17 protein-coding genes are annotated in these 12,734 nt (G+C 38.6%); 13 read left to right on the top strand and 4 right to left on the bottom strand.

Annotation, left to right across the window (positions count from 1 at the left end; translation table 11 throughout):
• Nucleotides 1–21: 21 nt before the first annotated feature.
• On the bottom strand, nt 22–534 hold the full coding sequence (locus FS608_RS21665) for a phosphatidylglycerophosphatase A family protein (protein WP_144554660.1): 513 nt from the start codon (nt 532–534) through the stop codon (nt 22–24).
• 197 nt (nt 535–731) lie between these two features.
• On the opposite strand from FS608_RS21665, the gene yutH reads away from it, so the two are divergent.
• The gene (gene yutH, locus FS608_RS21660; protein WP_144554659.1) at nt 732–1,742 is read left to right on the top strand and encodes a spore coat putative kinase YutH; all 1,011 of its coding nucleotides are present in this window, start codon (nt 732–734) and stop codon (nt 1,740–1,742) included.
• A gap of 57 nt (nt 1,743–1,799) precedes the next feature.
• Here yutH and FS608_RS21655 read toward each other — a convergent pair whose 3' ends face one another.
• Nucleotides 1,800–2,063 (bottom strand): NifU family protein, encoded by a 264-nt coding sequence (locus tag FS608_RS21655; protein ID WP_231507843.1) that lies wholly within the window; start codon nt 2,061–2,063, stop codon nt 1,800–1,802.
• 124 nt (nt 2,064–2,187) lie between these two features.
• On the opposite strand from FS608_RS21655, the gene FS608_RS21650 reads away from it, so the two are divergent.
• On the top strand, nt 2,188–2,514 hold the full coding sequence (locus FS608_RS21650) for a YuzD family protein (RefSeq protein WP_144554658.1): 327 nt from the start codon (nt 2,188–2,190) through the stop codon (nt 2,512–2,514).
• Between the two features lie 164 nt (nt 2,515–2,678).
• Here FS608_RS21650 and FS608_RS21645 read toward each other — a convergent pair whose 3' ends face one another.
• Entirely contained in the window at nt 2,679–3,746 is a 1,068-nt protein-coding gene (locus FS608_RS21645; RefSeq protein WP_144554657.1) for an NAD(P)/FAD-dependent oxidoreductase, read from the bottom strand.
• Nucleotides 3,747–3,971: 225 nt separating this feature from the next.
• Here FS608_RS21645 and FS608_RS21640 point away from each other — a divergent pair, with 225 nt between their 5' ends.
• Complete coding sequence (locus FS608_RS21640) at nt 3,972–4,211, top strand: YuzB family protein (protein ID WP_026567906.1); 240 nt, start codon at nt 3,972–3,974, stop codon at nt 4,209–4,211.
• 129 nt (nt 4,212–4,340) lie between these two features.
• Nucleotides 4,341–4,706, top strand: coding sequence for a HesB/IscA family protein (locus tag FS608_RS21635; protein ID WP_144554656.1), 366 nt, complete (start codon nt 4,341–4,343; stop codon nt 4,704–4,706).
• Nucleotides 4,707–4,747: 41 nt separating this feature from the next.
• On the opposite strand, the gene FS608_RS21630 is transcribed toward FS608_RS21635, so the two are convergent.
• Complete coding sequence (locus tag FS608_RS21630) at nt 4,748–5,788, bottom strand: NAD(P)/FAD-dependent oxidoreductase (RefSeq protein WP_395947804.1); 1,041 nt, start codon at nt 5,786–5,788, stop codon at nt 4,748–4,750.
• A 411-nt stretch (nt 5,789–6,199) separates the two neighbouring features.
• On the opposite strand from FS608_RS21630, the gene FS608_RS21625 reads away from it, so the two are divergent.
• The 9 genes from FS608_RS21625 to kapD all read left to right on the top strand — a co-directional run bounded on the left by FS608_RS21625 (nt 6,200) and on the right by kapD (nt 12,734).
• Nucleotides 6,200–7,417 (top strand): NAD(P)/FAD-dependent oxidoreductase, encoded by a 1,218-nt coding sequence (locus FS608_RS21625; protein WP_144554654.1) that lies wholly within the window; start codon nt 6,200–6,202, stop codon nt 7,415–7,417.
• 86 nt (nt 7,418–7,503) lie between these two features.
• Entirely contained in the window at nt 7,504–7,995 is a 492-nt protein-coding gene (locus FS608_RS21620) for an NUDIX domain-containing protein (RefSeq protein ID WP_144554653.1), read from the top strand.
• Nucleotides 7,996–8,151: 156 nt separating this feature from the next.
• Nucleotides 8,152–8,277 carry a YuiA family protein gene (locus tag FS608_RS30500; protein WP_186328847.1) on the top strand — a complete coding sequence of 42 codons (126 nt, stop codon included), beginning with the start codon at nt 8,152–8,154 and terminating at the stop codon, nt 8,275–8,277.
• A 141-nt stretch (nt 8,278–8,418) separates the two neighbouring features.
• A complete protein-coding gene (locus FS608_RS21615; protein ID WP_144554652.1) occupies nt 8,419–8,742 on the top strand; it encodes a YuiB family protein in 324 nt (107 codons plus the stop codon).
• A gap of 151 nt (nt 8,743–8,893) precedes the next feature.
• Nucleotides 8,894–9,502, top strand: coding sequence for a 3D domain-containing protein (locus tag FS608_RS21610; protein ID WP_144554651.1), 609 nt, complete (start codon nt 8,894–8,896; stop codon nt 9,500–9,502).
• A 107-nt stretch (nt 9,503–9,609) separates the two neighbouring features.
• Entirely contained in the window at nt 9,610–11,118 is a 1,509-nt protein-coding gene (locus FS608_RS21605; RefSeq protein ID WP_144554650.1) for a leucyl aminopeptidase, read from the top strand.
• Between the two features lie 110 nt (nt 11,119–11,228).
• The gene (locus tag FS608_RS21600) at nt 11,229–11,453 is read left to right on the top strand and encodes a hypothetical protein (RefSeq protein ID WP_144554649.1); all 225 of its coding nucleotides are present in this window, start codon (nt 11,229–11,231) and stop codon (nt 11,451–11,453) included.
• A gap of 120 nt (nt 11,454–11,573) precedes the next feature.
• The gene (locus FS608_RS21595; RefSeq protein ID WP_144554648.1) at nt 11,574–11,957 is read left to right on the top strand and encodes a hotdog fold thioesterase; all 384 of its coding nucleotides are present in this window, start codon (nt 11,574–11,576) and stop codon (nt 11,955–11,957) included.
• Nucleotides 11,958–12,110: 153 nt separating this feature from the next.
• Nucleotides 12,111–12,734: a 3'-5' exonuclease KapD gene (kapD, locus tag FS608_RS21590; protein ID WP_144554647.1), complete on the top strand. Its 624-nt coding sequence runs from the start codon at nt 12,111–12,113 to the stop codon at nt 12,732–12,734.

Here is a 12,734-nt window from a genome sequence, read left to right as displayed (position 1 = left end):
GGAAACCCATCCTTTTATGGTTCATTTCTTTTCACTCTCAGCCCTAGCCGCCCGGTGTGCGAGTCGGCTCGATGCGGCAGCTGCAATCGCCCCGACGATATCATCTAAAAAAGTATGGCACTCGCCTGTTGATTTATCATTTAAGTGCGCTAATATTCCAGGTTTTAATTTATCGATATATCCGTAATTGGTAAAACCGATCGAACCATATACATTTACAATCGAAAAGGCTAGAATTTCATCGACTCCATAAAGACTTTCATCTGTTCCGATAATTGATTGGAGAGGCTCCTCAAGCATTCCTTTTTCGGCAAGTACATCCAGCTGTATTCCTGTTAAAATTGCATTCTGAACCTCACGTTTGGAAAGAACGCGTTCCACGTTTGCTAAACAGTCTTCCATTTTCAAGTTCTCATGATATTTTTCCTGTAAAAAGAAAACTAAATCAGCGATGTCCTGTACTTTGACGCCCCTTTCATTCAGCCATCTGCGTGCAGTTATTTCGGTTAGATTTACGTTTTTGTGGTCTGCCATTCCTTTGATCACCTTTTCTGTGGATTTTCACTATATATATACTGTATTATTCTAACTTATGCAAAAGATGCCTAAAAAAGAGCATGGTTAAAACCTTATATTCTCCTTCATTTTTCTAAGCTATTCAAGAACAAGTTTTCTTAAGCTAAAACATATATATGAGGTAAGAAAAGGGAAAGAAATGAGGTGGACTAAAAATGCTTCAAAAAATGCTGGAAAATCAATATGGCGTTACGGTCGATGAATATGTAAAACTGGAAAGGTTTGACGCGTTAAGAGGAAATGGCTGGCTCTATTTAATCTCCAAACCAGCGGGAAAGGCAGAAGAAGATATTGCCGAACTTGAGAAAATCGCGGAGCATTTACGAAATTATGGTGATCATAATGTTCCCGTCATTTTGCCGTCTAAAGAAGGGCATTTAATTACGGAATGGGAAAAAAATAAATATTGTGTCCTTGCAAATCGGCAACTAGAAGAACAAAAAAAAATTAAATTGGGCAGGAAATTAGCAAAATTCCATGAACGCGGCAGAAGAGTTCCCTTTCAAATTGAGAGGTCTAGCAGGATCGGACAATGGAAGTCCTTATGGGAAAAACGACTTGAGCAGATGGAAAAGGTGTGGAATGGTCTTCTATTTCAAACACCTGAGGATGAATTTCAGCGGATGTTTATTGATTCCTTCCCCTATTATCTAGGCTTAACAGAAAACGCTATTCAATATCTTGTGGATACGGAGATTGATGATGAACCACTTGAAACGGATAGCGGCACGGTTTGTCATGAACGTTTCACACAAAAGACTTGGGGGCCGCTCAATAATTATATGATTAAAAATCCGTTTGACTGGGTATTTGACCATCGCAGCCGGGACATCGCTGAATGGACTAGGGAAAGATATCTTCACAATTCCCAGACCTATGATGTAGAATTAAAGCGCTTTTTTGAAGAATATCAAAGTGTTGCCCCTTTGTCGCCATTTTCCTGGCGATTATTGTATTCCCGGTTAATTTTTCCGCTCCACTATTTTGAATGTATTGAAAGTTATTATATTACTACATCAGAACAGGACAAAAAAGTATTGGAAGAAAAGTTAATGAGAATTTTACGTCAGTCCGGAGAATATGAACAATTTTTGGCGGGTTTTTATCAACTTACTGACGCTCCAATCAAGCGTTTAAACCTGCCTTTACTGGAATGGCTGTACTAAAACATGTTTTCATTAAAAAAGTGATTGCCTATGGATGGCAATCACTTTTTTTGATTATTAAAATACCTGTTCTACTTCCACAATCCCTGGTACTTCTTCTAAAAGTGCTCTTTCGATACCAGCTTTAAGTGTGATGGTTGAACTAGGGCAGCTTCCGCATGCACCTAAAAGGCGAAGTTTGACAATGCCTTCTTCAACATCTACTAATTCACAATCTCCGCCGTCGCGAAGAAGAAATGGACGTAATTTATCTAATACTTCTTGAACTTGTTCAAAAATTTCTTGTTCTGCCAAATTAATCGACTCCCTTCCTATACTTATATTATAATGTCATCATCGTGAAAAATCCATTATCAGAAATTAGGAAAACACACATTTATAGACATTTTCGTGGTTAATATCGTAAAAATGAGTTAACCTGAAATAAAAAGGCGGGAATAATTAGATGAATTGTGCAGAAGTAGAAATTGTTGTTTATGGTGCGGAACAATTGTGCCCGAGTTGTGTCAATTTACCATCTTCCAAAGAAACGTTTGAATGGCTAGAAGCAGCAATTGCTAGAAAATTTCCGGACCAACCGTTTAAAATGACCTACGTGGATATTTATCAGCCAAGTGGGGAGAATGAAAAGATTTCTTTTGCAGAAAAAGTAATTGAAGAGGATATGTTTTATCCAGTGGTTGTCATCAAAGACAAAATCGTTGGCGAAGGGAACCCGCGTTTAAAAACCATTTTCGCAGAACTAGAGAAATATGGATATAAGGCTATTTAGAAACGAAGAAGCATTCCAGAATGGAATGCTTCTTCGTTTGAATCCAGCTCCAGCGCCTAGGGGCTCGAAGGTCTACAGCCAATCCGTCCTGAAGGTTAAAGAACAACCTTCACGCCGGCTCGTCTAGACTCACGCACCTGTTCAACGCGCTTGCGCTTTTTATATTAACCGTTATGAAACTTATACATCCACAGAATTCCAGATTTAAGCAAACGGGCGACACGTCCTGTAATAGCGCGGTCTGCCATCATCCCAAATCCGTGCTTTTTCCCAAGGGAACCAAGGATCCCCTTTAATTTAATTTGCGGGAAAGATGTTGGAGGCTCTTCGCCTTTCCAACGTCTTTTTAATACTTCAACAATTTGTTCCGCCTGACCTTCCGCTAATTGAGCACTAGGTGCATGAGGAAGACTTGCGCAATCGCCGAGAATAAAGACATGTTCATCATTGGGCAGGTGGTGAAGTGGGCTTATCACTAGTCTTCCCATTCCATCTTTTTCCCCGTCCATAGCGCGGACAATTTTATTGGCTTGGATTCCTGCTGTCCAAACGATGACATCACAATGGATCGGCTGATCGTGATTGTATAATAAATTTTCTTCCACTTTGGTAATATTCGAGTTATTAATAATTTCGACATTGTGTTTTACAAACCAATTTTCTACATATTTGCTTAATCGTTCCGGGAAAGCAGAGAGAATATGTTTTCCCCGATCAAATAATTTGATGTTTAGGTCTTCACGACTTTCGCTCAATTCACTTGCTAGTTCCACGCCGCTAAGACCAGCGCCTACGATACCAACCACTGAGCCAGGTCCCAAATTATTTAAGACAGAGTAGGTAAGTCGAGATTTTTCAATTGATTGAATACTGTAGGTAAATTGATCGGCTCCAGGAACATCATGATACTTGTCCTCACAGCCTAGACCAATGATTACGTCATCATAGTCGATAGGCGCAGCGTCCTTTAGAGTGATCTTTTTTTCAGTTGTTTGAATCCCGATTATCTCACCATACACTATTTTTAATCGCGGGTGCTCTGGAAAATCAACTCTTACTTCTTTGTCAGAAATCGTTCCTGCTGCTAATGCGTAGTACTCCGTCTTTAAGCAGTGGTAAGGTACACGGTCCACTAGTGTAATCGTCATGTCCTCGGGTAAATGGTTAGGGAGAATTTCATTTAGAATCTTCATCCCGCCGTAGCCGCCACCAAGAATTACAAGGTTTTTCATTTTTATTTCCCCTTTGAATATCCCATTTCATATTTAAAGTTGCCTAAAATGTCATAAAAAAATAGTAGCAAAATAATTCCGTTCCTTTAACACATTCGAGTATAGCGGAATTATGTCAAAATAACAACAATTTTCATGATTTTCTTGACATCGATATAGTATACATGGTATTTGACGGAGTGGATGAAATGGAGTAGGATAATTAGTTGTGGAGAGGTGAAAGCAATGATTCAACCCATCATCGAATTTTGTATAAGCAATCTTGCGAATGGTGCACAAAAGGCACTTGAGAAATTAGAAAAAGATCCTAATTTGGATATTATTGAATATGGATGTCTTGGATATTGCGGTAAATGTGCGACTACGTTATACGCTCTTGTAAATGGAGAAGTAGTCACAGGAAAAACACCTGACGAATTGGTCGATAACATTTATCAATACTTGGAAGATAATCCAATGTTTTAAAATAGGGAGCGCTGCCGCTCCCTTATTTATATATATTTCATAGGATAGTACGAAGGAATCGTATTATTTGAGTAGTTAACAATACGTGTATATAATAAATTAAAAGCCTCATTTAGGGAGGGTATTACAATGAGTAATGATGTAGTTATTTTAACAGAAGCGGCGTCGCTGCATATTAAAGAAATGATGAAGCATAACGAAGAAGAAGGCGCATTGTTACGTGTCAGCGTAAAAGGCGGTGGATGCAGCGGTTTATCTTACGGGATGGGCTTTGAACATACAGTAAATGAAGATGATTTGAAACTTGAACAATTTGGAATTCAAATCTTAGTCGATAAAGAGAGTGCAGCCATTTTACAAGGAACCAAGATTGATTATAAGGAATCAATGATGGGCGGCGGCTTTACCATTGACAATCCGAATGCGATTGCATCATGTGGATGTGGGTCATCGTTTAGAACAGCTACTGCTACTGGTACACCGGAAGAATGCTAATATAAATAAGAAAAAGCGTCCATACAAAGGGACGCTTTTTCTTATTTATTGAACATTGAAGAACTGTGTAATGGCTGAATTTTTGCCTTCGGATCAATGAAGGCCTTAGCGTTATTAACTGCTGTTGGTGCTTCACCAAAGCCACAGGCAATTAATTTCACTTTTCCTTCATAGGTACAAATGTCTCCAGCTGCATAGATTCCAGGGATGCTCGTTTCCATTTTAGAATTGACTACAATCGAATTCTTTTCGATGGCTAAGCCCCATTCCTTAATTGGTCCAAGGGAAGAAACGAATCCATAGTTACAAATGACAGCGTCGACATCTACTTTAACTTTCTCTTTACCATTAACAGTTTCAAGAACAACCTGTTTAATTCCACTTTCATCACCAACTAATTCTACAGGAACATAAGGTGTCTTTACATTTACTTTGGAATTATATAAGTTTTCTACACTATGCTCGTGAGCACGGAACTTATCTCTGCGGTGGACAATCGAAACTTGCTCAGCAATTGGCTCTAACATCAAGGCCCAGTCAACTGCAGAATCGCCGCCGCCAAAAACAACTACTTTTTGACCTGCAAACTGATTTAAATCCTCAATGAAGTAATATAGATTTTTACGCTCATATTGAGCAGCACTTTCGAGTTCTAAACGGCGTGGTTGGAAGGCACCATTGCCTGCTGTAATAATAATGGTTTTAGAATAATGAACTTCTTTGTTTGTTGTTAATTTAAACGTTCCATCTTCTTGTTTCTCCAGCTTTTCAACCGATTGCTCTAGTGCAACCGCAGGTTGGAATTTGCTCATTTGTTCTTTAAGATTATTTATTAGTTCTTGTGCACGGATTTTTGGAAAACCAGCAACATCATAAATATACTTTTCCGGGTAAAGCGCTGACAATTGGCCGCCCAGTTGTGGTAAGCTCTCAATAATCTTCACTGAGGCTTGTCTCATACCCCCGTAAAAAGCAGTAAACAAACCGGTAGGACCTCCGCCAATGATTGTAATATCATAAACCTCTTGCTTCTCTTCCACTCCGCATCCCCCCAACCTGTAGTAACAGACTCCTTCATTCATAATATCATAAAACAAAAAATTCTCACATCTTTAAGGGGTGGAATATTCAAAACTAAGGCAATTTTCAAAATATTATTTATTAGTCAAATCCAATTCAATAATCTCTAAAACTTAAAGAAAAATTTATGAAAATCGCTTGATAATCGTGTAAAAGTAGCATAAGATGTATTGAGGATAGATTGTTAATTTTTTGTGACATAAAAAGCAAATTTTTATGTCAAGTAGTAATATATAGCATTCTTAGTAATTTCCTTGCTTGATCTATATGGATACCAGGAAACTTGTTTTTTTTGGCCTTATTCGTGAATTATATCACATACATTTTTTTATTATACAAAATAAAAATGGTCATAGCAGTGGAAACTAAGAAAAAAGGGATTATCTAAAAAATAAAGGGTGGAAGTGATCACTTTGAGAAAGCCTAAAATTGTTATTCTCGGTGCTGGTTACGGTGGACTAATGACAACAGTTCGCTTACAGAAGTTAATCGGCGTGAATGAAGCTGACATTGTTTTAGTAAATAAAAATGACTATCATTATGAAACCACATGGCTGCATGAGGCTTCTGCAGGCACATTGCATCATGACCGTGTACGTTATGATATCCGTGATGTAATTGACCGCAGTAAAGTGGATTTTGTTCAAGATACTGTCGTAGAAATTAATAAAGATGACAAGAAGGTTATTTTGGAAAAAGGGGAAGTCGACTATGACTACCTCGTTATTGCCCTTGGTGGTGAACCAGAAACATTTGGGATCAAAGGATTAAAAGAATTTGCTTTTGGAATCTCAAATGTAAACTCCTCTCGTCAATTGCGTGAACATATTGAATACCAATTTGCGACATACAATATGGAAGAAGAGAAAAACGACAATCGTTTGACTATTGTTGTCGGTGGTGCTGGCTTTACGGGAATTGAATTCCTTGGGGAATTAACAAATAGAATTCCTGAATTATGTCATGAGTATGATGTGGATTCACATAAAGTAAAAATTATTTGTGTCGAAGCTGCCCCAACAGTACTCCCAGGTTTTGATCCTGAACTAGTGAATTATGCAGTGGCACAATTAGAACGAAAAGGTGTTGAATTCTTAATCGGAACAGCGATTAAAGAATGTACGGAAGAAGGCATCTTTGTCGCTAAAGGTGAAGAGGAACCACGTGAAATCAAGGCGGGTACTGTCGTGTGGGCCGCAGGAATTCGCGGGAATGCTATTGTTGAAAAATCAGGCTTTGAAGCAATGAGAGGCCGGGTCAAAGTTCAGCCGGATCTTCGCGTTCCTGGTTTCGATGATACTTTCATGATCGGTGATAGTTCATTGATGATTAATGAAGAAATCAACCGCCCATATCCACCGACTGCACAGATTGCCATGCAGCAAGGGGAAGTTTGTGCCCGTAATATCGCGGCTTTAGTTCGTAATAAATCGGAGCTAGAAACTTTCACGTTCGATAATAAAGGGACCGTTTGCTCCCTAGGCGAAGATGATGCGATCGGAGTTGTATTTGGTAAAAAAATTACCGGTGCAAAAGCATCCTTCATGAAAAAAGTAGTCGATAACCGTTCTCTTTATATGATTGGCGGCGCTGGACTTGTATTGAAAAAAGGAAAATTTAATGTTTTTTAAAATTATTATAGATAAAAGGGCAGAGAAATATCTGTCCTTTTTTTGTTATGATTAAATTAAGTAATACTTTGTGAGGGGGAGTCTGAGTGAGTAATCATGAAAAACGGGGCAAGGTTTGGTTAGCTGTTGCAGGTGTTGTCAGGTCATATGAGGGGAAATGGCTCGTCGTAAAGAAACGATATGGCGGCTTAAAGGGCAAATGGTCACTGCCCGCAGGCTTTGTTGAAATGGGAGAAACAGCGGATGAGGCTGTTATTAGAGAAGTATTGGAAGAAACCGGCATCCAATGTCAGGTGAAGGGACTCATTGGCCTAAGAACTGGTGTGATTAAAGGAGAAATTAGCGATAATTTGCTCCATTTTCTACTTGAACCGGTGAATGAACAGGTGGTGAGTCATCAGGATAACGAACTTTTTGAAGCGAGATTTATGGCACCAGAAGAACTGCTCCATGAAAAAGATGCATCCATCATACTCCAATATTTAATTAGAAATGATATTACCTTCTCGAAGCAAGGTATTGATGATTTAAACCCAGGGGACCAGTTTGGATATACAGCTTATAAGTTATTTTTGTAATTTTTAGAAAATTTAAGTGACAACTAGTATTTGTAAGAAAACTTGACATGTATCCGCTTTCTCGATTGAATTTGCCAGATTTCCGTCCTTTCTTTTTTAGGAAATTCTTGATATATTATCAGAAAATTAAGTTAATTATTAAGGAGTTGACTAAGAATGACAGTAAAGATCGTAGATTCAAAAACGTGTGATTATTGTTCCGGGAAAGGCTATTTTCAACTAGTTCTAGGGGGATCAGAAACCTGCAGCTGCTGCGAAGGAACTGGCAAGAAAAAAGAATAAAGTTTATCGTATAAATTGAGATGCTTCTTCGAATTATTCGAGGGGCTTTTTTCTTGTATATAAAAGAAAAATATTCGTTTATATTGACTCCTTTTTCGACATTCAGTACACTAAATGTTGATGTATAAGGGGGAATCTCGGATGCAAATGAGCATTGTTGTCTTAATCATATCGATTTTACTTTTCTTTGTTTTATTTTTTGGAATTGGATTTATTCTTAATATGTTGCTGCGCATGTCGTGGGTTATGGCTGTAGTTTATCCTATTGTAGCCATTTTTATTGTAGATAAAGTGAGTTTTAGTGAGTATTTCACAAATAGTAAAATGGCATTTAGTGAGTTGGGCCACAGGTTTACTTCGTTAGCCACTGCTGATATTCTTATTTTAATTAGTGGACTAGCTGGTGCAGTTGCTGCTGGTTTCACGATTAAACTATTACGCAAAAATGGATACCAAATGTTTTAAGGCTTTTACCAAGGGGAAAGAAAGACAATTCCCTCTTGGTAAAAGCCTTTTTTTATGATTTGCAATAAATACATGAAAAATTTCCCTTTTCCTATTTTGAATATTTTCCTGCAACTTGGGAATGAATATTTTGGGAGGAGTGAAAATTTTGATGAATAAAATGAAACATTGGAGTAGGCGTTTAGCCATGGTTTGTCTCTTCTTAATGGCTGTCTTTGCGACCTTCCAATCAATCTCTGGAGTAAATGCACAATTGTTTTTAAACCAGTTTGGGTCTGTTCTTGCATCGACTGAACATGTTTCAGGAACCCAAAGGTCCTTGGAGAACGAAATCGATTGGTCGAAATATCCTAAACAAACGGTTACTGCCACTGGTTATACAGCAGGAGTAGAATCTACAGGGAAAAGTGAAGGCCACCCTGAATATGGGATAACTTACTCCGGTGTAAAAGTAAAACGTGATTTGTTTTCTACGATTGCCGCAGACCTAAACGTATTCCCTATTGGAACGATTCTCTTTATCCCTGGATATGGGTATGGTGTGGTTGCTGATAAGGGCGGGGCTATCAAAGGGAATGAACTAGACCTTTATTATGAAACAGTTGAAGATGTTTATAATAAGTGGGGTAAAAAGAAACTCGATATTTATGTGGTACAAAAAGGTAATGGAAAACTAACAGAGCAAACACTTAAGTCATTAAATGAAGATAAATCGATGCAAGTCTTCCGCGGGCAGTATATAAGTTCTGAGAAGAGATAAAAGCAGGCTGCTGGGCCTGTTTTTTATTTTTAAAAAATAATTAGTTGCTCGAAATAAACACCGATATTCGCTATAATTAAACACGAATAATCTGGAGGTGAAGTAACTTGTTTGATGTTAAAAAAGAACTTGAACTATCAACAGAGCATGAAGGTTTAATCATTGGACTCTTTGATAAACCTGAAAAATTCACAGGAATATTAGCATTGCTCGATGAGGCATTCAATGGTCAATTAAAAGAGCTTGTAAAATCAGGTGACATTTCAGCTAAGTTAAAAAATATCAATAAAGTACATAGTTTAGGTAAAATCGGCTCAAAACGTATTTGGTTTGTCGGCCTTGGGAAGGAAAAAGAGTTTACCTTTGATAAACTAAAATCTGCGTTTGGAAGGCTCTTTAAGGAAGTGAAGGCAAATAAACTTGAAGAAGCAGCCACTTATTTAGATTCCTTTACGACTGAACAAGTGGATGGTTTGGATGCTGCCCATGCGCTGAGCGAAGCCTTTGCCCTCTCAACTTATCAATTTGAAGGGTACAAGCAAAAATCGAACGAGCCAGAGAAAAAGCTGGATCATCTAACGATTTATTGTGACAGCCTTGATGGAGAAGAAGTATTAGCTTCGTTAAAGGTAGGACATGCGTTTGGTAAAGGAACTAATTCGGCACGAACGCTCGTTAACATCCCGGGCAATATGTTAACTGCAACAGATATAGCTAATTATGCACAAGAACTTGGAAGTAAATATGCTTTCGAGGTGGAAATCTTGGATAAAGCTGAAATAGAGAAGCTTGGAATGGGAGCTTTCCTTGCCGTGAATCAGGGATCAACAGAGCCTCCTAAAATGATTGTCCTTAAATATCAAGGGAAAGATGAATGGAATGATGTTATAGGTTTAGTTGGAAAAGGCATAACCTTTGATACGGGCGGTTACTCCATTAAAACGAAATCAGGGATCGTTGGGATGAAAACTGACATGGGCGGAGCAGCTGCGGTTCTTGGTGCTATGGAAATCATCGGTGAAATTCAGCCGGAGCAAAATGTGGTCGCGGTTATTCCTTCTACGGATAATATGATTAGCGGCCATGCCTTTAAGCCTGATGACGTGATTACATCGATGTGTGGTAAGACCATCGAGGTATTAAATACTGATGCTGAAGGACGGCTTGTTCTAGCGGATGCGGTAACCTATGCTAAGCAACACGGTGCAGACTATCTTGTCGACGTCGCAACTTTAACAGGTGGAGTAATTACCGCACTTGGTCTCCATACAACTGGGGCAATGACCAACCATGAACCATTATATAAACAGGTATTAGAAGCTTCGAATGAAGCCGGTGAGCAAATGTGGCAGCTGCCATTGTTTGAAACAGAGATTGAACGGGTAAGAAACAGTAAAGTTGCCGATTTAAATAATTCCCCTGGCAGTGAAGGTCATGCGTTGGTTGCTGGGGCTTTTATCGGTGAATTTGCCGAAGGGACACCATGGGTGCACCTGGATATTGCTGGGACAGCCACCACCGCGAAAGCCTATGATCTAGGTCCAGCAGGTGCAACCGGCATTATGGCCCGTACCCTTGCCTTATTTGTTGAACGCTTTGAACCCATAGAGAAATAATGCTTTGAAAAAGCCTCACGAGACATTCGGAGGCTTTTTTGCCCACTCCAAACCCCTTCATTTCGCATATGAAATAGTGTAGGCGAGTATTAGGAAGGAGGTTTTGCTACATGTACCCTTATTATCGGAACCCTCATCAAGTTCAAGATCAACGATTTATTGGTTTCGGGTTGCCATTACTTGGAGGATTTTTAGGAGGCTTATTAGGAGGCGCATTAATTAGCCGGCCATTTTATGGTGGTTACGGATATCCTGGCTTTTATCCCCCGCCCCCACCGCCCATAGGCTACCCTGGGGCTTTTTATCCCGGCTTCGGTGCTCCTTATTATTACTAAATTGAAAAAACAGCTCTTGGGCTGTTTTTTTATGCGGAAAATGATGAATTAAAGGAAAATTAGTTAAAAAGGCGAATAGTTTATATAGATAACAACTGTTTACATATAGGAGGAACTTAGATGATTGAAAATACATTGCTACATTCTCTAGGAATTGAGATTACCTTAGTCGAAAAAGGAAGGGTTATGGCGACCATGCCTGTGGATGAGCGGACTCGCCAGCCATTTGGATTACTGCACGGCGGTGCATCTGTTGCTTTGGCTGAAACAGTGGCCAGCGTTGGAGCCTATGAATTGGTAGATAAAGAAACGGAGGCTGTCGCGGGTCTAGAGATTAATGCCAATCATGTTCGGCCAAAAACTGAGGGTGAGGTTACAGCAATTGCAACTGTACTATATCAAGGAAAATCAACTCAAGTCTGGGATATAAAAATTACTGACGAGCAAGACCGCATGATATGCATATCAAGATGTACGATGGCTGTCATTAAGCTAAAAAAATAATCATATTCTTTTTATCTGATTATTGATTTAAAATTTAAAAAATTAAATTTAATTTCGTGTTATAATATAAGAAAAAATAGAAAAAAAGCACAATTTTTTGTACATGTTTCTTTATATAATGTAGTAAGAGTAAACGTAAAGGTGGTGAAATTGATGAGGGCAAGGCGGCAACATTTATTTATCGATTTTGAGTTTACAATGCCTGAACGGAATGTACGCATGAAGGATTTTTATGCGGAAATTATCGAAGTTGGAATTGTTGCAGTCGTAGATGATCAAGTAACAGAACAGTTTTCATCCTTTGTTACTCCACTTAAATTCCCAAAACTAACTGAACGCTGTAAATCCTTTTTACATATCTCTCAGCAGCAGGTAGACAAGGGTTTATCTATATTTGAACTTGTTAAAAAATTGGAGGAATTCAATAAGCATAATTATGAAACAACCATTGTTACTTGGGGAAATATGGATATGAAGGTGCTTCGTCATAATTGTTTAAAGGCTGGGGTTGCTTTTCCGCTTAAGGCTTCGGAGCTGGATCTTTCCATGGAATATAAACGATTCTTTGGTGATCAAAATCAAACGGGACTTTGGAAGGCAGTTCAGGAATACGGGAAAGAAGGGACAGGCAAACATCATCGTGCACTTGATGATGCGTTGACTACCTTTAATATATTCAAACTCGTTGAAAAGGATAAACGTTATTTAGAAAAACCTGAACCAACGACAATTGGGGATCGGATTGATTTCTCAAAGTTATTAAATGAATTCGCATAA

It is taken from the genome of Bacillus sp. X1(2014), from assembly GCF_007678255.1.
The sequence above is the reverse complement of the archived record's forward strand: the minus strand, read 5'-3'. Positions and strand labels throughout refer to the sequence as shown.

What these genes read in the sequence shown, in the direction of transcription:
- FS608_RS21650 (WP_144554658.1), top strand. Translation starts at nt 2,188, where the DNA reads ATGAATTGTGCAGAAGTAGAAATTGTTGTTTATGGTGCGGAACAATTG.
- FS608_RS21635 (WP_144554656.1), top strand. Translation starts at nt 4,341, where the DNA reads ATGAGTAATGATGTAGTTATTTTAACAGAAGCGGCGTCGCTGCATATT.
- FS608_RS21640 (WP_026567906.1), top strand. Translation starts at nt 3,972, where the DNA reads ATGATTCAACCCATCATCGAATTTTGTATAAGCAATCTTGCGAATGGT.
- FS608_RS21615 (WP_144554652.1), top strand. Translation starts at nt 8,419, where the DNA reads ATGCAAATGAGCATTGTTGTCTTAATCATATCGATTTTACTTTTCTTT.
- FS608_RS21665 (WP_144554660.1), bottom strand. Translation starts at nt 534, where the DNA reads ATGGCAGACCACAAAAACGTAAATCTAACCGAAATAACTGCACGCAGA.
- FS608_RS21600 (WP_144554649.1), top strand. Translation starts at nt 11,229, where the DNA reads ATGTACCCTTATTATCGGAACCCTCATCAAGTTCAAGATCAACGATTT.
- yutH (WP_144554659.1), top strand. Translation starts at nt 732, where the DNA reads ATGCTTCAAAAAATGCTGGAAAATCAATATGGCGTTACGGTCGATGAA.
- FS608_RS21595 (WP_144554648.1), top strand. Translation starts at nt 11,574, where the DNA reads ATGATTGAAAATACATTGCTACATTCTCTAGGAATTGAGATTACCTTA.
- FS608_RS21630 (WP_395947804.1), bottom strand. Translation starts at nt 5,788, where the DNA reads ATGAATGAAGGAGTCTGTTACTACAGGTTGGGGGGATGCGGAGTGGAA.
- FS608_RS21610 (WP_144554651.1), top strand. Translation starts at nt 8,894, where the DNA reads ATGAATAAAATGAAACATTGGAGTAGGCGTTTAGCCATGGTTTGTCTC.
- FS608_RS30500 (WP_186328847.1), top strand. Translation starts at nt 8,152, where the DNA reads ATGACAGTAAAGATCGTAGATTCAAAAACGTGTGATTATTGTTCCGGG.
- FS608_RS21645 (WP_144554657.1), bottom strand. Translation starts at nt 3,746, where the DNA reads ATGAAAAACCTTGTAATTCTTGGTGGCGGCTACGGCGGGATGAAGATT.
- kapD (WP_144554647.1), top strand. Translation starts at nt 12,111, where the DNA reads ATGAGGGCAAGGCGGCAACATTTATTTATCGATTTTGAGTTTACAATG.